The sequence below is a fragment of the Arthrobacter sp. FW306-05-C genome (assembly GCF_021801725.1).
In the GTDB taxonomy this organism is placed as follows: Bacteria; Actinomycetota; Actinomycetes; order Actinomycetales; family Micrococcaceae; genus Arthrobacter.
This window is the reverse complement of record NZ_CP084556.1, coordinates 1,976,551-1,995,831: the sequence shown is the minus strand read 5'-3', so window position 1 is coordinate 1,995,831 and position 19,281 is coordinate 1,976,551. Positions and strand designations below refer to the sequence as shown.

The 19,281-nt window shown below is 63.8% G+C and carries 20 protein-coding genes; 13 read left to right on the top strand and 7 right to left on the bottom strand.

The genetic code is table 11. The features are described 5' to 3' along the window. Positions 1–66 precede the first annotated feature (66 nt). From LFT44_RS09200 to LFT44_RS09165, 8 genes are all read left to right on the top strand, one after another. Positions 67–1,311: a 4-oxalomesaconate tautomerase gene (locus tag LFT44_RS09200; protein ID WP_236802427.1), complete on the top strand. Its 1,245-nt coding sequence runs from the start codon at positions 67–69 to the stop codon at positions 1,309–1,311. After that, complete coding sequence (locus tag LFT44_RS09195) at positions 1,308–2,333, top strand: amidohydrolase family protein (protein ID WP_236802425.1); 1,026 nt, start codon at positions 1,308–1,310, stop codon at positions 2,331–2,333. The genes LFT44_RS09200 and LFT44_RS09195 overlap by 4 nt, the downstream gene beginning before the upstream one ends. 16 nt (positions 2,334–2,349) lie before the next feature. Beyond that, the gene (gene ligK, locus LFT44_RS09190) at positions 2,350–3,033 is read left to right on the top strand and encodes a 4-carboxy-4-hydroxy-2-oxoadipate aldolase/oxaloacetate decarboxylase (protein ID WP_236802424.1); all 684 of its coding nucleotides are present in this window, start codon (positions 2,350–2,352) and stop codon (positions 3,031–3,033) included. A gap of 19 nt (positions 3,034–3,052) precedes the next feature. Further along, positions 3,053–3,973: an amidohydrolase family protein gene (locus LFT44_RS09185; protein WP_236802422.1), complete on the top strand. Its 921-nt coding sequence runs from the start codon at positions 3,053–3,055 to the stop codon at positions 3,971–3,973. A 42-nt stretch (positions 3,974–4,015) separates the two neighbouring features. Continuing rightward, positions 4,016–5,437: an MFS transporter gene (locus LFT44_RS09180; protein ID WP_236802420.1), complete on the top strand. Its 1,422-nt coding sequence runs from the start codon at positions 4,016–4,018 to the stop codon at positions 5,435–5,437. Between the two features lie 416 nt (positions 5,438–5,853). Further along, the gene (locus LFT44_RS09175; RefSeq protein ID WP_236802418.1) at positions 5,854–6,828 is read left to right on the top strand and encodes an aldo/keto reductase; all 975 of its coding nucleotides are present in this window, start codon (positions 5,854–5,856) and stop codon (positions 6,826–6,828) included. Between the two features lie 212 nt (positions 6,829–7,040). Further along, positions 7,041–7,622 carry an RBBP9/YdeN family alpha/beta hydrolase gene (locus LFT44_RS09170; RefSeq protein WP_236802417.1) on the top strand — a complete coding sequence of 194 codons (582 nt, stop codon included), beginning with the start codon at positions 7,041–7,043 and terminating at the stop codon, positions 7,620–7,622. A gap of 125 nt (positions 7,623–7,747) precedes the next feature. After that, positions 7,748–8,455 carry a hypothetical protein gene (locus LFT44_RS09165; RefSeq protein WP_236802415.1) on the top strand — a complete coding sequence of 236 codons (708 nt, stop codon included), beginning with the start codon at positions 7,748–7,750 and terminating at the stop codon, positions 8,453–8,455. Positions 8,456–8,699: 244 nt separating this feature from the next. On the opposite strand, the gene LFT44_RS09160 is transcribed toward LFT44_RS09165, so the two are convergent. After that, positions 8,700–9,296 (bottom strand): TetR/AcrR family transcriptional regulator, encoded by a 597-nt coding sequence (locus LFT44_RS09160; RefSeq protein WP_236802414.1) that lies wholly within the window; start codon positions 9,294–9,296, stop codon positions 8,700–8,702. A 121-nt stretch (positions 9,297–9,417) separates the two neighbouring features. On the opposite strand from LFT44_RS09160, the gene LFT44_RS09155 reads away from it, so the two are divergent. Beyond that, entirely contained in the window at positions 9,418–10,293 is an 876-nt protein-coding gene (locus LFT44_RS09155; RefSeq protein ID WP_236802412.1) for an SDR family NAD(P)-dependent oxidoreductase, read from the top strand. Positions 10,294–10,445: 152 nt separating this feature from the next. Here LFT44_RS09155 and LFT44_RS09150 read toward each other — a convergent pair whose 3' ends face one another. Further along, positions 10,446–10,652 carry a cation-transporting P-type ATPase gene (locus LFT44_RS09150; protein WP_236802410.1) on the bottom strand — a complete coding sequence of 69 codons (207 nt, stop codon included), beginning with the start codon at positions 10,650–10,652 and terminating at the stop codon, positions 10,446–10,448. Positions 10,653–10,761: 109 nt separating this feature from the next. Next, positions 10,762–11,229: a DUF4383 domain-containing protein gene (locus LFT44_RS09145; RefSeq protein WP_236802409.1), complete on the bottom strand. Its 468-nt coding sequence runs from the start codon at positions 11,227–11,229 to the stop codon at positions 10,762–10,764. A gap of 554 nt (positions 11,230–11,783) precedes the next feature. Here LFT44_RS09145 and LFT44_RS09140 point away from each other — a divergent pair. Next, a complete protein-coding gene (locus LFT44_RS09140) occupies positions 11,784–12,053 on the top strand; it encodes an ANTAR domain-containing protein (RefSeq protein ID WP_236802407.1) in 270 nt (89 codons plus the stop codon). 925 nt (positions 12,054–12,978) lie between these two features. On the opposite strand, the gene istB is transcribed toward LFT44_RS09140, so the two are convergent. Together istB and istA are read right to left on the bottom strand one after the other, a co-directional pair. Next, a complete protein-coding gene (gene istB / locus LFT44_RS09135; protein WP_109864394.1) occupies positions 12,979–13,758 on the bottom strand; it encodes an IS21-like element helper ATPase IstB in 780 nt (259 codons plus the stop codon). After that, a complete protein-coding gene (gene istA / locus LFT44_RS09130) occupies positions 13,755–15,284 on the bottom strand; it encodes an IS21 family transposase (RefSeq protein WP_236798909.1) in 1,530 nt (509 codons plus the stop codon). The genes istB and istA overlap by 4 nt, the downstream gene beginning before the upstream one ends. 590 nt (positions 15,285–15,874) lie before the next feature. Between istA and LFT44_RS09125 the strand changes: the two genes are divergently transcribed. Further along, a complete protein-coding gene (locus LFT44_RS09125; RefSeq protein ID WP_236802406.1) occupies positions 15,875–16,186 on the top strand; it encodes a 4a-hydroxytetrahydrobiopterin dehydratase in 312 nt (103 codons plus the stop codon). Positions 16,187–16,380: 194 nt separating this feature from the next. Further along, positions 16,381–17,205: an alpha/beta fold hydrolase gene (locus tag LFT44_RS09120; protein ID WP_236802404.1), complete on the top strand. Its 825-nt coding sequence runs from the start codon at positions 16,381–16,383 to the stop codon at positions 17,203–17,205. 80 nt (positions 17,206–17,285) lie between these two features. Here the strand turns inward: LFT44_RS09120 and LFT44_RS09115 are convergent, their stop codons facing one another. Then, positions 17,286–17,549 carry a LexA family protein gene (locus LFT44_RS09115; RefSeq protein WP_236802402.1) on the bottom strand — a complete coding sequence of 88 codons (264 nt, stop codon included), beginning with the start codon at positions 17,547–17,549 and terminating at the stop codon, positions 17,286–17,288. A 601-nt stretch (positions 17,550–18,150) separates the two neighbouring features. On the opposite strand from LFT44_RS09115, the gene LFT44_RS09110 reads away from it, so the two are divergent. Next, positions 18,151–18,294, top strand: a complete 144-nt coding sequence (locus LFT44_RS09110) for a hypothetical protein (RefSeq protein WP_236802400.1) — start codon at positions 18,151–18,153, stop codon at positions 18,292–18,294. 519 nt (positions 18,295–18,813) lie between these two features. Here LFT44_RS09110 and LFT44_RS09105 read toward each other — a convergent pair. Continuing rightward, positions 18,814–19,224, bottom strand: a complete 411-nt coding sequence (locus LFT44_RS09105) for a hypothetical protein (protein ID WP_236802399.1) — start codon at positions 19,222–19,224, stop codon at positions 18,814–18,816. Positions 19,225–19,281: the final 57 nt, after the last annotated feature.

Here is a 19,281-nt window from a genome sequence, read left to right as displayed (position 1 = left end):
ACTTGGTTCACTTGAGGCGACGGCGCGGTTCCAAGTGCGCCCTCCCGGACCTTCAAAGGACAAACCATGGACAAGGCCATTTCTGCTGCGGCCGCTGCGGACTCCCCCGCGTTGGACTCCAGCCGCCAGGATCCTGCTGGGCCACGCCCCGCCGGCGGCCAGTTTGCAGTGCCGTGCTGGTTGATGCGGGGCGGGACGTCCAAGGGCCCGTTCTTCCGGGCCAGTGACCTGCCCACCGATATCCCAACCAGGGACGCCATTCTGTTGGCTGCCATGGGTTCCCCGGATCCCCGGCAGATTGACGGGCTGGGCGGCGCCCACCCGCTGACCAGCAAGGCCGGGATCGTCTCGGTCAGTGGACGCGACGGCGTGGACCTGGAGTTCCTGTTCGCGCAGCTCCAGCCCACCACCGACACCGTGGACACGACTCCGAACTGCGGAAACATGCTCGCAGCAGCGCTCCCCTTCGCGATCGAGTCTGGACTTTTAACGCCCGACGGCGACACCACCACGGCGCGCGTCCTCACCTTGAACACGAATATGGTCGCCGAGATCACCGTCCAAACGCCCTTGGGCCCGGACGGCCGGTATGTCGGCTATGAAGGGGACGCCAGGATCGACGGCGTCCCCGGCACCGCGGCGCCGGTGACCATCAACTTCCTGGACACCGCCGGTTCCGTCTGCGACTCTCTCCTGCCCACCGGCAACCTCCGCGACACCGTGGACCTCCCCGGCGTCGGACCCGTCGATGTCACCTGCATCGACAACGGGCAACCCCTGGTGATTATCAACGCCGGCGACCTGGGCCGCACGGGCCGCGAGGCCGCCGTCGACCTTAACAAGGACGCCGAACTCAAGGGACGCCTCGAGGACCTGCGCCTGATCTGCGGGAAGCTCATGGGCCTGGGGGACGTGACGGACAGGAACTACCCGAAGATGACGCTCGTTTCCCCGCCCACCGCGGGCGGGGCGATCAACACGCGCAGCTTCATCCCGCACGTCTGCCACGAATCCATCGGGGTACTGGCGGCGGTGACCGCCGCAACCGCCGCGACCCTGAAGGGGACTGTGGCGCACGACGTCGCATTCCTGCCGGACGGGACGGACCTTACGGTGTCGGTGGAACATCCCAGTGGCGAATTCACCGTCCAGCTCGGCCTGGACCCCCGTGACCCCACCCGAGTGGTCAAGTCCGCGCTGATCCGCACCGCGCGGCTGATCATGGCCGGGGATGTCATGGTCCCCCGCGGTCTCTGGAACCCCACCACTACCGAGCCTTCAGCGACTTCCTCCCAGGAGCACCCACTGTGATCATCGACATCCACGGCCACTACACCACGGCCCCCGCGGCCCTTGGCGACTGGCGCGACCGGCAGGTCGCGGCACTGCAGGACCCTGCCTTGGCACCGTCCCCCGCTGAGCTGCAGATTTCCGACGACGACCTGCGCGAAAGCATCGAAGCGAACCAGCTGCGGCTCATGGACGAACGCGGCATCGACCTCACCGTCTTCTCGCCCCGGGCGTCCTTCATGGCCCACCACATCGGCTCCTTCGAAACCTCCGCCGAGTGGGCGGCGATCTGCAACGAGCTCTGCTACCGGGTCAGCCGGCTCTACCCCGAACGCTTCGTCCCTGCCGCGATGCTTCCCCAGTCCCCCGGCGTGGACCCGGCCACCTGCCTCCCCGAGCTCACGCGCTGCGTGGAGGAAAACGGTGCCGTCGCGCTAAACCTGAACCCGGACCCCTCCGGGGGCCACTGGACAGCACCACCGCTCACGGACCGGTACTGGTACCCGATCTACGAGAAAATGGTCGAGTACGACATCCCTGCCATGGTCCACGTGAGCACCAGCATCAACCCCGCCTTCCACACCACCGGCGCGCACTATCTCAACGCTGACACCACCGCAGTCATGCAGCTCATCCAGGGAAACCTGTTCGCGGACTTCCCGACCCTGAAGCTCGTCATCCCCCACGGCGGCGGCGCGGCCCCCTACCACTGGGGCCGCTTCCGCGGCCTGGCCATGGCACTGGGCAAGCCCGCCCTGGAAGAACACCTGCTGGACAATGTCTTCTTCGACACCTGCGTGTACCACCAGCCCGGCATCGACCTGCTCCTGAACGTCATGCCCACCAAGAACATCCTGTTCGCGTCCGAAATGATCGGCGCCGTCCGCGACATCGATCCATGCACGGGGCACAACTTCGACGACACCCACCGTTACATCGACGCAGCGGGACTGAATAAAGCGGACCAGGCCGCCATCCAGGAACTCAACGCCCGCACCGTCTACCCCCGCCTCAACGCCCTGCTCAAACAGCAGGGCCGCTAAGCCCCAGGAGCCACAAATGCAGGAACTCGGAGTTGTCCACACCACCATCACCCGCGCAGCCGAACAGGATGTCAAAGCCCTCTCAGCGTTTGGCGTCAGCACCATCCACGAAGCCATGGGCCGCCTGGGCCTCATGCGCCCCTACATCCGCCCCGTCTACCCCGGCGCCGCGATGTGCGGCACCGCCGTCACCGTCCTGCTCCAGCCCGGGGACAACTGGATGATGCACGTCGTTGCCGAACAGGTCCAGCCCGGCGACGTCGTCGTCGCAGCCTGCACCACCGAAAGCGAAGACGGCTTCTTCGGCGACCTGCTCGCCACCTCCCTGCAGGCCCGCGGCGCGAAGGGCCTGATCATCGACGGCGGCTGCCGCGACGTCGCCACGCTCCAGGACATGGACTTCCCTGTCTTCAGCCGCGCCATCAATTCCAAAGGCACCGTCAAAGCCACTCTCGGATCCGTCAACATCCCCGTCGTCTGTGCCAACGCCCTGGTCAGCCCGGGGGACGTGGTGATTGCCGACGTCGACGGCGTCGTGGTGGTCCCCGCCGCACGCGCAGCCGAAGTGGCCGAAGCCGCCCGCAGGCGGGAGGACAACGAAGATGCCAAGCGCCAACGCTTCGCCAACGGGGAACTCGGACTCGACATCTACAACATGCGCCGCCCCCTCGAAGCTGCCGGACTCCGGTATGTCGACTGAAGCCACCCAAAGGAACCCCATGGAAACCGCCTTCACCAAGACACCGGGCTGGCTCGACTGGTACAGCATCCCGTCCACGCCCCGCTTCAAACTTCCCGCAGGAGCAGTGGACGCGCACTGCCACGTCTTCGGCCCAGGCGCGGAATTCCCCTTCGCGCCTGAACGGAAATACACCCCGTGCGACGCCGGCAAAGACCAACTGTTCGCACTGCGCGACCACCTGGGAGTGAGCCGCAACGTCATCGTGCAGGCCACCTGCCATGGAGCGGACAACAGCGCCATGGTGGACGCAGTCGAGGCCGCGGGGGGTCGTGCCCGCGGCGTGGCCACGGTACGGCCGGACATCAGCGACGCCGAGTTGCAGCGGCTCGACGCCGCCGGCGTGCGGGGCGTCCGGTTCAACTTCCTGAAGCGCCTGGTGAATGCGGCGCCGCAGGAGGAACTGGCGGAAATTGCCCGCAGGATCGCCCCGCTGGGCTGGCACGTGGTCATCTACTTCGAAGGCCAGGACCTCGAGGGCCTGGAAGGGTTCTTCGGATCCCTGCCCACGCCGCTGGTGGTGGACCACATGGGCCGCCCGGACGTCACCAAGCCCGCCACCGGCCCGGAGTTCGGCCGCTTCCTGCGCTTCGTCGAAAACAACGACGTCTGGGTCAAGGTCAGCTGCCCCGAACGGCTCAGCGTTTCCGGGCCACCGGCCTTGGATGGCGAGACGCACGCATACCGTGACGTGGTGGCCTTCGGCCGGACCGTCGTCGAGGAATTCCCTGACCGGGTGCTCTGGGGATCCGACTGGCCCCACCCGAACCTCACCGGCCACATGCCCGATGACGGGCTGCTGGTGGACTTCATCCCCCATGTGGCCACCACCTCCGAGCTGCAGCACAAGCTGCTGGTCAACAACCCCATGAGCCTGTACTGGCCCGGCGAAAACGCCTAGTCACCGCCCAAGCTTCCCCCAACCTTTGCCCCTAGGATTCCAATGACGCATTCCAACGCCGCCAACCGCCTGGACCGGTTGCCCATCTCCAAGTTCCACAAGATCGCCCTGGTGGCCGTCTCATTCGCCTACTTCTTCGAGTTCGCAGACATCAACAGCTTCGCCACCACGGTTCCCAAGCTGATCAAGCTGTGGGGCGTCACCGTCAACCAGGTGGCATACGTGACCTCGGCGTCCTTTGTCGGTATGTTCTTCGGCTCGCTCATCGCCAGCTGGATGGCCGACCGCTGGGGACGCAAGAACGCCCTGGTGATCACCACGCTCTGGTACGCATCGTTCTCCCTCATCGCGGCCTTCTCCTGGGACATCCTGTCCCTTGGCGTCTTCCGGGTCCTGACATCGGCTGGCCTCTCCGCGATGACGGTGGTGGCCGTCATCTACGTCAACGAACTGTTCCCCGCGGCCAAGCGCGGCAAGTACCAGGCGTACGCGATCGTCATCGGCATCTGCGGCACCCCGGCCACCAACCTCATCGCCAGCCTCGTGGTCCCCCTCTCGGACTGGTCCTGGCGCCTCGTCTACATCTGGGGCGCGCTGGGCATCCTCTTCATCCTGTTCACCCGACGCCTCAAGGAGTCCCCGCGCTGGTACGAAAACAAGGGCGACTACGCCAAAGCCGATGCCATCCTGAACGAGATTGAAGCCACCGTGAGCGCGGAAAAGGGCGCTCTTCCCGAACCGGCCGCAGCTGTTGAAACCCCCACGGCCACCAAGGCACCCCTGACGCTCCTGCTGCAGAAGAAATACCTCGCACCCACCGCCCTGCTGACCATCCTCTGGGTCACCCAGGCCATCGGCTTCTTTGGCTACTCCAGCTGGGCTCCCACCCTCCTGGCCAAGGAAGGCTTCAGCGTCGAGAACTCCATCTTTTACGTGGCACTGACCACCATCGGCGCGCCCCTGGGCTCCTACCTCGCATCCCTGGTCACGGACCGGTTCGAGCGAAAATGGTGCCTGGTGGTCTTCGGCAGCATCATCGCCGTCTGTGGCCTGCTCTACGGGCTCACGTTCAACCCCGTCCTCATCGTCCTGTTCGGCTTCCTGGTTAACCTGTTCGAACGCGGCTACACGGCCCTGGCCTACGCCTACTCCCCCGAGCTCTTCGACACAAACGGCCGCTCCATGGGCACCGGAATCTCCTACGGCCTGGGACGCCTCTCCAACGCCGCCGGGCCGCTGATCATCGCCGCCCTCTACAACGGCAGCGGCTACCAGAGCGTCTTCTTTTTCATCGCCGGCACCTGGCTGTTCGGCGCAGTCGCCCTGGCAGTTTTCGGCCCCGCCACACGGAAGGCCCGCCTCTCCGCCACCACCGGCGCCAACCCCGCCGCCGGCCCCCTGGACGGAACCGCGTCCGTCAGCGCAAGCACCGAAGGAGACGGCACGAAGCACAACATCAGGTAAGGCAAGGAAGAATGTCAGCAGGGCAAGGAAGGTCCAGGCGGAAGCGTGGACCTTCCTGGCCCTGCCTGTGCAGCGACGCCATATATTGACGCCCCTGGGTCTTTCCGGTCTACGTTTTGTCGCCCTCCGGGTCGACCCATCCCCTCGGGGCCAGGAGGTGCCTCCGCGGGTGGGCCAGCGGTTTTGCCGCAGTGAGCTTGTCGTAGGTGTAGGCAGAGACCGGCATCGGTGAGGTCTGCCGGGGCTATGCGCAAGGTAGCTTTTCCAACCGCAACGGAATCTCGTCTGCCCGCGACAACGAGCGACACGCGAGATCGATAGTGTCGCCATACAAACGCCCACAAGGGGGTTGTTCGTCGCATAGCGTGGGGGCAGGGGGTGCAGCTGCGCCCGGGACTGGAAGGCGGAGGAAGAACATGGATTACATAAAGCTCGGCAACACGGGCATGGACATCTCGCCGCTGGCACTGGGGTGTATGACGTACGGGGATCCCGCGCGGGGTCCACATCCGTGGACGCTGCCTGAAAGTGAGAGCCGGCCGCTGATCCGCCAAGCCGTGGATGCCGGCATCAATTTCTTCGACACCGCGAACGTCTACTCCAACGGCAGCAGCGAGGAAATAGTGGGCAAGGCGCTGGCCGACTTCGCCCGCCGGGAGGAAATCGTGATTGCCACAAAGGTCCACGGGGTGATGCGACCCGGCCCGAACGGCCGCGGGCTCTCACGCAAGGCCATTTTCGCGGAGCTCGACGCCAGCCTGACCCGGTTGGGAACGGACTATGTGGATCTATACCAGATTCACCGTTGGGATCCCACCACGCCCATTGAGGAAACGCTTGAAGCCCTGCATGACGTCGTCAAGGCCGGCAAAGTCCGCTACATCGGGGCTTCCTCGATGGCCGCATGGCAATTCAGCAAGGCCGTGTATCTGCAGCAGATCAATGGCTGGACCCGCTTTGTGACGATGCAGGACCACTACAACCTCGTGTACCGGGAGGAGGAACGCGAAATGTTCCCCCTCTGCGCCGACCAAAAGATCGGGGTCCTGCCGTGGAGTCCGCTGGCACGCGGCAAACTGACCCGGGACTGGGACGAGAAAACCAACCGTTCGGAGAAGGACGAGTTCGGCAAGACGCTCTACAGTGCCGAGAGCGGCGACCGGGCCGTCGCCGACGCCGTGCGCGTCATCGCCGAACGCCGAGGGGTCCCGCGCGCCCAAGTGGCCCTGGCCTGGGTCCGCTCCAACAGTGTGGTCAGCGCGCCTATTGTCGGTGCCAGCAAGCCACAACACCTGCACGACGCTCTGAGTTCCCTCGAGCTAACGCTCACACCGGAGGAAAAGACAGAACTTGAAAATCCGTACGTCCCGCACGAAATCGTTGGATACTGAGGGGCAATCGCTGGGGAACGGGCAAGCCCACACAGAGATGCTTAGGGTTGAAGGCGGTGACGGGTGAAGTTGGATGAGTCCCATGTGCGCGGAGCCCTCCCTCCCCGGCGTCGGCCTGGTGATGCCGGCTGGCGACCGGCTTGTAGTAGCGGGAACCTGGCCGCCGAGCGGATGACCAAGGGCTTTATGGGCTCGCTGGTAGGGGCTGTCTAATGGATGCAGAAGCGATTCCAGCCGAGCTCATCCAGCGTGTTGTCATCGTCCATGGCTACGAGTCGGCGCCGGACGCGAACTGGTTCCCCTGGCTTCAGCGCGAACTGCAGTCCGTCGGCGTGGACGTCACCGCGGTTCCGCTCCCTGACCCGGACGATCCGGAGACGACAGCATGGGAGAACGCTGTAAGTAGGGAGCTTGGGGTGCCGGATGCGGGAACGGTGATGGTAGCCCACTCTTTAGGGGTGATCACTGTACTGCGGGTCCTGGCAGCCCTCCCGCAGCCGTGGCAGCTGGGCGGCCTCGTCCTGGTAGCCGGCTTCATCGAACCGCTCGACGCCTTGCCGGAACTTAATCGCTACCTCGCAACAGGGGTGGAGGTCGAAGGCCTGGCAGAGTGCATTCGCAAGCGGACGGTCATCCGCTCAGAAACGGACCCTTTCGTTCCCCCGGAAGCGTCGGATAAGCTCGCCAAGCGCCTCCAGGCACGATTGCAGGTCCACCCCGAAGCCGGACACTTCATGGCAGAAGACGGTGTCACCAGCTTCCCGGCAGTGCTTGACCTAATCCTGTCCCCCTAACGGGTTCTCCCACTACGGCCGCGGGGCTCCGTCATCTCGGTACTGCCCATCCTGGCCATCTTCCTGATCGGCCAGCGGTACTTCATCCAGGGCATCGCCACGAGCGGCATGAAGGGATGACCTCCATGGCACAGCACCCGGCGGGGCGGCGCCGCCTTGCGGGAGGCATCCCCGGCCCCGGATTCGAAACCTTCGTAGGCATTTTCGGCTTCGTCTACACCTTCCTGGCCGGGAACGTGCTGATGGCCGTGGCCAACGCCCCGCTGGTGCTGTGCCTGGCCCTGGTGGCAGACCCGGTCGCCGCCTGGCCCTTCTTCCTGGCGCTGTCCGTCACCGTTGCTCCGTCGCTCGCCGGGCTCTTCGCCTCCTTCCAGGCCCTGCACGACGACGGCGGTGCGGCCAAGCCCGTAGCCTCCTTCCTGAAGGGGTACAGTCGCAGGTTCCGCCGGACGGCACCGCTGGGGCTGGCCACCGTCGCGGTGCTGCTGTTCCTCGGCGTTGACCTGGCCATCGTGCCGTCTGCGCCGGCAGCCGCGCTGCTGGTCCCCGTCATCGTGACGGCCGCCGCTGTGACGGCGACCGGCGCCGTGATGGCGATTGCCGGCGTCGTAGTCTTGCCCAACGCCACACTGAAGGACCTGTTGAAGGCGTCCCTTTACCTGAGCGTGCAGCGCTGGTACCTCAGCCCGGCCCTGCTGGCGCTGCTGGGAATCATCGCCTCAGCTGCCCTGCTGCAGCCCGTCCTCGGTGTGGCGCTGGCACCGGCACCGCTGCTGTTCGTCGTCTGGAGCAATGCCGCCTACGCCTGCTCCTCGGCCCTGCGCTCCTCTTAGGAACCCCCTGAGGATTCGCTTGTAGCGACGAGGACGTTGTCATCCGGCCGCATCAGAATGTACACCGCGGCATGACGATCTGGACGCTGGCACACGAACGCACCGCCAGTGAGCTCACCGTCGCCAAAACGCGCATCACCGCCTCCGCCCCCTCGGTCGGAGAGGCCAGCGTCCACCCAGGTCGGGACTGGTTCGCCGTCCTCTCCGGTACCGCCGAACTTCGCCTCTTTAGCACGCCAGTACGTCAATCAGCCCTGGCTGTGGGAGCGTTACAAAGCTGGTTCTGGATTGCAGGGAGCAGGACTGCTACGGCGGCAGAGGTGATTTCGTCGACCCGATCCTTCGGAAGCCGGCCCCGGGCAGCCAGAGAACTGATGCCCTCCAGCATCCCGGTCAGCAAGTAGGGTAATGGCCCCAGCGCCTGAGGGTCCGGCTCCCCCAGTAAGCGGGCCCCGAGGGTGAAGAACCGGGCCGCCGATTGCGCCGCTGCGCCGCCGTTCCCCGGATTCAGATCCCGGGAAAACATGAGCTCCATCAACGCTGCGTTGGTTACGGCGAAGTGGACGTGGGTATGGGCGTAAATGCTTAGCCGCTCGTGCAGATCCGTGTGGACATCGGCGGACACCAACGCAGCGGTGAGCTCATCAAACCCCCTGGCTGCTATCGCGTCCAGCAGCGCCTCTCGATCAGAGAAATGCCGTAGTGGCGCAGCGTGGCTTACCCCGGCCCGCCGTGCCAACTCCCTCAGCGTCACAGCCGCCACGCCGCGTTCCGCCAACAACAAACGACCCTCTTCAATGAGGACCTGACGCAGCGACCCGTGGTGGTAAGGCGTGGACATTTCCTCATTCTAGCTTGATGTAGACATTGACAACAATATATACAGCGTCTACTTTAGCGCTATGATGCTTCCACGATTCCCTTCAGCTGCCATTTCCGCCCCTACCGAGGGAGACCGCTCCATGGCCGGGCGGACTGTGCTCATCACGGGGGCGACGAGCGGTATCGGACGTGCCACTGCTGTCGCCCTGGCCGCGGCTGGTGCACGTCTGGTGTTGGCGGTGCGCGACACCGCCAAAGGCGCAGCCTTGGCCGAAGATTTGGGTGGGAAGCATGTGGTTCGGGCTCTGGATCTCGCTAACCTGGCCTCAGTGCGGCGCTTCGCGCAGAGCACCACCGAGCCAATCGACACTTTGGTCAACAACGCTGGCGTCGCCTCTTCGACGCTTCAACGCACCAGCGACGGCTTTGAGCTGCAGTTCGGCACCAACCACCTGGGGCACTTTCTCCTGACCACACTGCTTCTGCCGCAGATCACCACCCGCGTTGTCACCGTGGCCTCCCAGGCCGAACGCGCAAGCCGCCTTAACCTGGAGGACCTGAACTGGCATCACCGCGAGTTCCGAGGGGGGCGCGCCTATGCCGATTCCAAGCTGGCCAACCTGTTGTTTACCGCCGAACTGGACCGGCGACTGCGGCAGGGGGGCTCACCCGTGCAGGCAATGGCCGCCCATCCCGGGCTGGTCGTGACCGCGATCTACGACGATCCCCGGCGCCGCCGCCGAAGTGTGTGGGACCGTCTCCTCCCCCTTGCGGGGCAGCAGCCCGACCAAGGTGCGTTACCGGTATTACTTGCCATCACCGGGGACCTGCCCGATGCGGCATTTACCGGCCCCCGCCACCTCATGCACATGCGCGGCGGCGCAGAGATGATCGGACGATCGGCGCGAGCGAAAAACCCGGAGTTGGCACGGCGACTCTGGACAGCTTCTGAGCAACTGACCGGCCACGGTGTTGTGTCGGCCCCGACGGTCCCGACGGTCCCCACGCAAGAGTGACCAATGATCAGTGCGACCGCGGTCCGACACATCCCACCATCGGTACGGACCGCCATCCGGCCGGCAGCCCGACCCAACGATTGACTGATCGGTCACGACACTCTTGTTGAAGCTCGATAGCCCGCAGCTCTAGCAGGTTCACCGTTTTCTGCCTACTGGCGGACGGAAAAGTCAAGCTTTGTCACTAGCAAAACTGACGCAGCAGCTCCGGCCACCAGCCGTTTACCGCGCCTGCTGAGCTCATTGGAGCCAAAGACCACCAGCCGGCGGGCAGCCTCCCTGTCCGACAGACCCTCCGGCTGGCTGCGCAGATCGAAGAGCAACCTCCCCAACGGCAGCGCGGGATCAGGCAGCGACATCAGCTAGCCCTTGGAAGGCGTCGTGCGTTGTCACCATGCGCCGTTTTCACGGTCCATGCCTCTGGCCCCTGGGCCGGCATGGTACAAATTAGTGCTGAAACTGGGCCTGCTACGGCGTGGCCGTTTCACGGTTACTGCGGCCCAGAACGAAGCCCAGAACCACCATGGCTACGCCAAGGGCGGCATGCAGCCAGTTGTCGGCGGTGTTCACCGGAATGAAATTCGCGCCGGACGCCTGATCGATGAAGAGCCCGTACAGCCAGATCACCAAGTAAAGGATGCCGCCCCCAATGAGGTAGTACTTTGACTGGACGTCGGTCCGTGCCATCAACAGGCCCGCCGCGCCCAGAAGCAAATGGACGACGTTGTGAAGAATCGACACCTGGAAGATGCCCAGGAGCATGGCTCCCGAGTCGTGGCCCGCGTAAGTCATTTGCGAGTAGTTAGTGGTGATGCCCGGAATGAACCCGAGAATCCCAACAAGGACGAAAACAGCGCCTGCGGTAAGAGCCGTGAGCTCGATGGGCGTCCGATGTCGCTGGGCGCTAGCGCCCGGATGTGCTGATGAAGTGGACATGTCCTGTTCCCGAGGGATTGCTTGCAAAAATAGTCAAAAGGCGGTTCCGGGCACCTTGCCGTGCGAAACCGCCGGTTTCCCCCACAACAGGTTCCGTCCGGGGAGCGGCCCCTCTCAGAGTCTTTGGTCCCGCATAAACCCCCTTCTTGCCGATGCAAATCATCGGCCGAAGGGTCCCCGCCAAAGGCCCATTGACGGCGACAGCATCCAGCGCTATACCTCAAATCAAGTCCAGCAGCGAGGGCTGAAACAGCTGTGCACGACCACCGTAGCGCCCAGCGCTCCCCAGGTAAGAGCCGTGGACGAGCTGCAATACAGCTTCAGGGATGGCCCTGTCCCACTGCTCTCCGTGACGAGGTCCTCGTCTACGTGCTTAACCTGGATCAAGAGCCGAGGTGGCCTGAGAATTGCGCCGTTGCCTGGTCGGACGGCATCGGGTCAGTTCTGTCCGTCCCATTCCCCCTCGGCGGGGGCGCAGGGGCTGCAATGAGCCTGTCCGCCGCAGACAAAAAGCCTTCACCGATGATGATATTGCCGGTGCACAAAGTTACGCCGTGCAAGCGTCCAAGTCCCTACGCCTCGCTGTTCGAACGGCGCAACTGGTGAGTAGCCACCAGAACCTCAAAGCGGTGCTGGAGTCCCGCACCATCATCGATCCCGCAGCAGGAATTCTCATAGAACGCCAACGCTGCGGCCAAGACACAGTCCTGCAGATCCTTCGCGATGAATCAAACAACCGAAACCGCAAACTGCGCGAGATTCCCGCGGATTACGTAGCAACAGCAGCCAACAACCTAACCATACGTACTCACTTCGACCGCTGAATACATCAGCCAAGCAGTCTCTAGGTGTACTGCCCAGGGACGCTGGTTTGGTGAATGTTATGACTCGCTGGAGTCGTTGAGCCAAAGGTGAGGACCTCCGGTTGCACAGTGGAGGTGCTTAGACAACCGCTGCAGCGACCAGGAGGTCCTCATGTCCCACGCTAATGCCGCTTTGAGTCCCAAATCGCGCTGACATATGTTCCCAATTCAATCAAGTGGATTCTCGGTGATTCGGTGGGCCCTTGGTCAGCGGTAAATGGCGCCCTGTTGGTTCGCGAGCGCCACGTGACCGCCTGTTGAACTGCCGCTTGCCCTTAGCCGTCGTGACGTCGCACCCCCTCCCTCACCCCATGCCGTAGACTGATAGCAGTGGAGCGCCAAAGAGTGCCGCACGACTACTGTCTTCCGTGCCCCGGCATCCGCCCCCAGCCTGCGAAGAACGCTATTCCTGGATGGACCAGGTATCACTGCGCTTACCGCAAACACTCACAACCACGCCGAGCGGCAGAAATTCTGCCCGCAATCCACCGCGCCTTTGTACCTACAGGGTCGAGACGTAGACCATGCGTGACCTCCCCGCGGCACAATGCGCCACTGCCATCCCGACGTCTTAACGAACCCTGCGTATCAACGAAAGGTGGGACCTTGACGAGTCCGACTTCACAGCGACCTGTTCTGTGCATAAAAATTCCCGCTGCTGAGTGCGAGGCGGAGCGCCGAAACAGGATGGCCCTCTACCTGCTGGAAAACGAATGGGGTTGCGGTCGGATCAACGTCGGCGAGCTGCAAAGGTGTCAATGGCCATTAGTTTCTGCCCACGGACGGCCAGTTGATGTGCCCGCTGGTGGCCAGTAAAACTGCCCGGTGATGGCCAATAGATCTGCCCACTGCTTGGTTCGGCGGGGTTGGCCATCGTCGGGTCTTGTTAGTTCAGTTGGGTGACTCCTTTTCCGGCGAGGGCCTGGGTGAGGCGGATGGAATCACCGTTGGTTTGGCAGACGTGAGCGTGGTGTAGGAGCCGGTCAACGGTGGCCGTGGCGAGGGTTTTGGGCATGAGCTCGTCGAAGCCTGCCGGGTGAAGGTTCGAGCTGATCGCGACGGAGCGCTTTTCGTAGGCGGCGTCGACTACCCGGTAAAGTCCTTCAGCGGCGTCTGTGGCCACCGGGAGCAGGCCGATGTCATCGATCACCACGAGTTCCGCGCGGAGGATTCTGGTCACGGCGCGGGTGACGCTGTCGTCGGTGCGGTGGGCGCGGATGAGGGCGCCGAGGTCTTCGAGTCTGAACCAGGCCACGCGCATGCCGGCTTCGACGGCTTGCTGGCCGAGGGCTTCGAGGAAGAACGTTTTCCCGGTGCCGGAGGGTCCGCAGACGACGAGGTTTTCCCTGCGGGTGATCCATTCCAGGGTGCGCAGGGCTTGCTGGGTTGGGCTAGGGATGGACGAGACGGCGGGGTCCCAGGCGTCGAAGGTTTTCCCGGTCGGGAAGCCTGCTGCTTTGCGCCGGGTGGCGAGCATGGACCGGGCCCGGCCGGCGGCTTCTTCGGCGAAGAGTGCCTTGATGATCTCGGCCGGCTCCCAGCGTTGGGCGCGGGCGGTCGCGATCAGTTCCGGTGCGAGGGCACGGGCGTGGGGCATCTTCAGTTGCCGCATCAGCGCTTCGAGCTCGGACGGGAGGGCCGGGGCGGTGGTGCTTACGGGGCTCATCGGTTCTGCTCCTTGGCGGTGCTGAAGGGCGCTGCGCCCAGGCCTGCCCACGCGCCGGTGCCTTGGGTCAGGGAGCGGGTCTCGTCCGCGGCGTGGGTGGTGGTGCGTCTGACGTTCGCGTTCAGGATCGAGGCCAGGTCGCCGTGGGCGAAGCGGCCATGGAGTGCCGCGTCGCCCAGGGCCCGGTCCACTTGCTTGGTCCCGGCGATTTTGGCCAGGGTCACGGCCTCGGCCATTTTCAGGTTCATCCTCCCCGTCCCGGCCGCGGCGGCTTCGACCAACCACGTCGCCGCGCCGGCGCCGATGGCCAGGAATTCGGCTTCGTCGGCGGTGCGGGCTCTGGGTGTGTAATCGCCCGGGACCCGGGTTCTGATCCCGGGGAAGTGCTCATCGTTGATGGCAGGGCTGCCGGGCCTTGCCCGTTCGTGCCGGGCGACCTCAACCGGACCACCGGGGCCGTGATGGACGATGATGACCTGCTCGCCCGGGCCGCTGCCGTGGACGCGGACGAACACCCTGGCCCCGAGCAAGTGCGCCGGGACGGAATACTGCGCGTTCTCGAACGTCACCATCGGGGTGTTCTCCGGGACCGTGCGGGCGAGCCCAAACGCGACCGTGTGAGCAGTCTCCGGGACCCGATGCAACCCGGGCGCCTCCTCTGCCAGCACCGCAGCGGGTTTACGCCGCGTGGCACGGTGCTCCCGGTTATTCACCTCGTCCATGAAGACCTCACACGCCTTCTCCAACTCCGCGAACGTGGAGTACTCGGCCCGCAGATTCGTATCGGTCGGCACCAGATCGGCCTTGGCCAGCTTCACCGACGCCTCGACCCCACCCTTCGTGGCCGGATCGGCCGGCTGGCAGGTCAGCACGGTCACCCCGTAATGCCGGGCGAAGTCCAGGGTTTGCTGGTTCCGCACCGGCACCCCGGCCACGTGCGCGGTGGTCACCGTCTTCTCGTTATCCGTCAGGACATAGGTCGGCGCCCCACCCAGGATCCGGAAACAGCGGTCAAGCGCTGCGAAAACGCTCGGCGCGGTCCGGTCCCGCAGCGGGATCACGATCCGGAACCTCGAGAACGCGAGCCAGGCAACGAACAGGATGGTCTTCACCCCGCCGATCCGCGGCCCGTCACCGAAGTCGTACTGCAGCCACATCCCCGGCTCCGCGATCCAAGGCCGGTGCACGCGCACATGGCCCAACCGCCAGGCCGCTTTCACCTGCGCGATCGCCCGGCGGGTAGACCGCTCCGACCCCACATAACCCAGAGCGAGCAGCTTCTCGTGGGCTTTATCCGCGCGGATCCGGCCCTTGGACGTCTCGACCCATTCCTCGATCTTGGGCAAGAACGTGTCCGTGACACGATGGCGGGGCGCCGGTTCAGCGATCGGCCGGCCCGCGTCCCGCGCCGCAACATGCCTGGCAACAGTGTGATGGGAACAGCCCGTCAGCTCCGCGGTTGCACGCAACGATCCGGTCAGATCGTAGGCAGCAAGAATTTCCATGATTTCTCCGTCAGACTTCATACAGGGCCTCTTCCTGGGCGACATTCGATGCGACTAGACACCGTCATCAAATCCCGGGGAGAGGCCCCCGCCGCTTAAGACGCGGCAGGACAAGTAAGGAAGTGGGCAGATCTCATGGCCACCGATGGGCAGTTCTACTGGCCGTCAGTGGGCACTTTCGTGGCCGCCTACGGGCAGTTTTTCATGGCCACTAACACAAAGGACCCTCCGCGGCGATGAGCGCGACACATGCAAATGCCAAACCGCGTGACACTGAAAATGTCAATCGGCGTTGAGCCCACCCCGTCTAGAGGATATGCCGTGACGCACCGTCAAGGAACAGCACTCCGCCGTGCGCGCCGAGTATCTGCAGATGGCCGCCCTCGGTGGGCGGTACGAGGCACACCGCTCCTTCTTTGGAGCCGATTTGTCGAACTCGGTGGGTCGTTTTTCGGGCGAACTCATGCCCCGGCGCCGGTCCCCCAAGTTGCACTCCAGCCCCTCCACCCAGCAACTGCGCCCCTTACCAGAACGACGAATCAACTCAGCGACCAGAGCGTGATGCCTTTTAGGGGTAGCCCACGGCAACCCTCCGAAGCCATGATGGCACCATGACTGATGCCCAGCGGAAGCTGTCCGCCGCCGAGCTTGCCGAAGCTGGCCTCACCGGCTGGCGCCTGACCGGCGAGGCCATCACCGCCACCTTCAGGACCCGGAAGTTCTCAACCGGACTGGAACTCGTGAACCGCATCGGCACCTCCGCCGAGGAAGCCAACCACCACCCCGACCTCACACTCACCTACCCCGAGGTCCGCGTCACGCTCTCAAGCCACGACGTCGGCGGAATCACCATCCGCGACATCGACCTCGCCCGCACCATCAGCGGCCACGCCGCGAACCTCGGCGTCACCGCCGCGGAGTAATTCCGCGTGGTCGGGCGGGGGCGAAGGATCGCCGAGGCGCTAAGCTGCTGGCGAGGAATCAGGTAAGCCGCGTCGTCTCGCAACGAGCTGAATCGACGCCCCCTAAAGGGCACAGTGGCCGGATCCCTAGGATTCTGTCTTTCCCGTGCATAGTCTGGGAGAGGACGCCACCCTACGTGAGGGTCAGTGAGAATGTGATCAAAGCAGATACTGCGGTAATCGACCGGAACAACATCACCGTATTGGGTCCGGATTCCGGGCCTGTGCTGATGTTTGCCCACGGTTTTGGCTGCGACCAGGCGGTGTGGCGAAAACTGGTCCCTTACTTTGTTCAAGACTATCGGCTGGTGCTTTTTGATCATGTTGGTGCAGGACACTCCGACATCAGCGCCTACGACTGGGATAAGTACGGGTCCCTGAATGGGTACGCGACGGACCTGCTGGAGATTTGCGCCGCCCTCAAACTTGAGGAGGTCATCTTGGTGGGACACAGCGTCAGCACAATGATCGCTGTGGTCGCCGCAGCGCAGGAACCAACCAGGTTTTCTCACCTGATCCTGCTTGCTCCTTCACCCCGTCATACCGACGACCCATACGACGGCTACGTAGGCGGGTTTACACGGGAAGACATCGAGGGGCTGCTCGCATCTCTGGACAGCGACTATTTTGCCTGGGCCGCGGCCCTGGCTCCCGTAATCATGGGAAACCCGCAAGAGCCGGAATTAGCGGAGGACCTTACTGCCAGCTTCTGTGGGACAGATCCGGCCATCGCACGGCACTTCGCCGAAGTGACTTTCTTCTCCGACACCCGCCCGGAACTGAGAAAGCTGCACACCAGCTGCCTAATTCTGCAGTGCTCCCACGACAGGCTTGCCCCTCCCGAAGTGGGCGATTATCTGCACAAGAACCTGGAACACAGCACCCTGGTGCAGCTCCAGGCCACCGGGCACTGCCCCCACATGAGCGCACCTGAGGAAACGGCGGGCGCGATTCTTCACTACCTCCACACCCACAGCTAACAGATCCTGCCGGCTTCAACATCCGTTGCTGGTCGACATGACAACGGAAGTCTCATTGAGCCGGAAGGCGGGCACTCGTTTCAGCCTCCCGTGCCGATGATTGCCACAACAACGCTTCCGTCCACGGGAGTGATGGATCGGTCCACCACGAGCTCGTCGCCGTCGGCGATACCCGCGTCGGCCATCGGGTGGCCGGCGACCCACGCCAGGAACGGGCCGGTGATGTTCTTGATCAGATGCTTGTTCAGGTCGATGCGCCCAGTGAAGCAGCCTTGGGCGGGAGAAGGGAAGCCCCCGGTACAGCCACCGGAGACTATAGCGGTTCTGGTATCGAGGAGGAGCAAACATCGAGGGCGGCGATAACAACACCATTCATCGCCCAACCCGTCCGCTGGTGGCTCCTTTATCTCGTGGGTAACCGGGCCGCGAAAGAGGAGTACCGCAACGACGAAAGCCTTTACACATTCCTCGCTTTGATCGGCGCACTGTTGATCTTGATCGGCGTTGTCCTGATTGTGACCGCGGTCTTCCGGGGCCTGCGCAAGATTGACCCGCTCACCGCCGAGGCCGCGGTCAGTCGGTCATCAGGTTTCTCGCCAGGGCCGCCGTGCAGGACGACGTGCTGCACGGCGGCGCACCACCGGGCCGCGGCCACGCCCGTTCCTAAGCAAGTCACCGGCCCGGACAGCGGAACCAACATGAGGTCCTGGAGTTCTACGAGGCCGACTGCCGGTCAGCGGACGGTCCCGCCAGGAATCAACGCTGGCTGGTGGCTTACCCGCCGACGCAGGGACGCCGCCGAGGGCACCCTCTCCACCGCCTACGCTGAGGCTCTGGATATGATTCCTGGCTGGCGGGACCACACAGCCAAGCGCGAAGCCGACGCAGTTCGCTGGAAGCAGCGCCTAAACGGAGTGGCAGTGTACCTGGCCCGTCTGCAACGATTTGCTGCGGCACAACAAGGCCCAGGACCAGGAAGAGCGCACCCTGGGCGTCTGGCTGCACACCCAGCGCATTGACTGCGGGGTAGAAAAGCTGGACAAGGTCAAAGAGAAGCAGCTCAATAAAGTCATCCCCGCTTGGCGGTAGGGTAGGCAGCAGAGGGCGCCAACAACCCGGCATAACGACCAGAAGGCGGAGTCAGGAACAGGGGAATCGGTGGGCAACTTTGAATCGTCCGTTTTCAAGTCAGGACTGTGGATGGACAGCAACGGTCAAACTGATTGGGACCTGTGGGTCTCCGTTCACAACAGCGACATCGCCACCATCGAGTATCAGCCCTCCGGGTCCGCGGCGGGGCGTTTGTTTTTATTTGGGCTTCCAGCCCCGCGATTACTTTGGCGACCCTACCGACCACGAGCCCGTACACCTGGCTGCGGAGTCTGAGGGCTTCTCTCAGTGGGCTGCTACTGTTCTGGGCAGAAACATCTCCCCGGAAGAAGTCCGGGCAATGATGGCGGAGGAAGAGTTTAGTGAACCGGTTGACACCTTCGTCGAAGACACCGTCACCCGTCTTCTGACCCGGCTGGACATACCCCTGCCACGATGGCTGCAAAGTGGACCAAGCCCCGTCTGACCTGCACCAAGACTCCAGCGCGAAAGCTTGCTTTACTGAGCGTGATTCTTGACTTCATCGACAAACTGCTGCGCGACCTGCGACATCAGGTCAAGCGCTTCTTCCTCACTTATCGCCATGCCTGTGTTCGCACCCATGTCCAAAGACACCGTCCCGGCCAAGACGCGGAGTCCGACCCCGGCAGCGTTCCCGCTAAAAGATTGCTTGGTTACGTATGCCTTCTCCCCGATGTCTGGACCCGGAAGAAGCTGGATCGTCATCGTTTGGGGCCCGGTGGCTCCGGACACCGTTTGATCGAACGTGGCGCAGCGAACCATGAGCTCCTGGCTGTAATCAAAGTCGGCTTTGGCGAGCCTCTGTTTGGGAGCGCTTCGCACATCGAAGAGGATCATTCCGACTCCGTGCTCGCCAAGGTTGGAAATGTCGGCCTGCGCAAAGCCCATTGAGAGATCCAACTGCACCTCGTGTTGCCAGGACCTATGGAAGACGTTGCACTCAGC

Excerpts from the sequence above, each read along its gene's own strand:
- LFT44_RS09160 (WP_236802414.1), bottom strand. The coding sequence starts at position 9,296 with ATGTCCACGCCTTACCACCACGGGTCGCTGCGTCAGGTCCTCATTGAA.
- LFT44_RS09185 (WP_236802422.1), top strand. The coding sequence starts at position 3,053 with ATGGAAACCGCCTTCACCAAGACACCGGGCTGGCTCGACTGGTACAGC.
- LFT44_RS09175 (WP_236802418.1), top strand. The coding sequence starts at position 5,854 with ATGGATTACATAAAGCTCGGCAACACGGGCATGGACATCTCGCCGCTG.
- ligK (WP_236802424.1), top strand. The coding sequence starts at position 2,350 with ATGCAGGAACTCGGAGTTGTCCACACCACCATCACCCGCGCAGCCGAA.
- istB (WP_109864394.1), bottom strand. The coding sequence starts at position 13,758 with ATGAGCCCCGTAAGCACCACCGCCCCGGCCCTCCCGTCCGAGCTCGAA.
- LFT44_RS09125 (WP_236802406.1), top strand. The coding sequence starts at position 15,875 with ATGACTGATGCCCAGCGGAAGCTGTCCGCCGCCGAGCTTGCCGAAGCT.
- LFT44_RS09145 (WP_236802409.1), bottom strand. The coding sequence starts at position 11,229 with ATGTCCACTTCATCAGCACATCCGGGCGCTAGCGCCCAGCGACATCGG.
- LFT44_RS09200 (WP_236802427.1), top strand. The coding sequence starts at position 67 with ATGGACAAGGCCATTTCTGCTGCGGCCGCTGCGGACTCCCCCGCGTTG.
- LFT44_RS09150 (WP_236802410.1), bottom strand. The coding sequence starts at position 10,652 with ATGTCGCTGCCTGATCCCGCGCTGCCGTTGGGGAGGTTGCTCTTCGAT.
- istA (WP_236798909.1), bottom strand. The coding sequence starts at position 15,284 with ATGAAGTCTGACGGAGAAATCATGGAAATTCTTGCTGCCTACGATCTG.
- LFT44_RS09155 (WP_236802412.1), top strand. The coding sequence starts at position 9,418 with ATGGCCGGGCGGACTGTGCTCATCACGGGGGCGACGAGCGGTATCGGA.
- LFT44_RS09180 (WP_236802420.1), top strand. The coding sequence starts at position 4,016 with ATGACGCATTCCAACGCCGCCAACCGCCTGGACCGGTTGCCCATCTCC.
- LFT44_RS09170 (WP_236802417.1), top strand. The coding sequence starts at position 7,041 with ATGGATGCAGAAGCGATTCCAGCCGAGCTCATCCAGCGTGTTGTCATC.
- LFT44_RS09105 (WP_236802399.1), bottom strand. The coding sequence starts at position 19,224 with ATGGGCTTTGCGCAGGCCGACATTTCCAACCTTGGCGAGCACGGAGTC.
- LFT44_RS09165 (WP_236802415.1), top strand. The coding sequence starts at position 7,748 with ATGGCACAGCACCCGGCGGGGCGGCGCCGCCTTGCGGGAGGCATCCCC.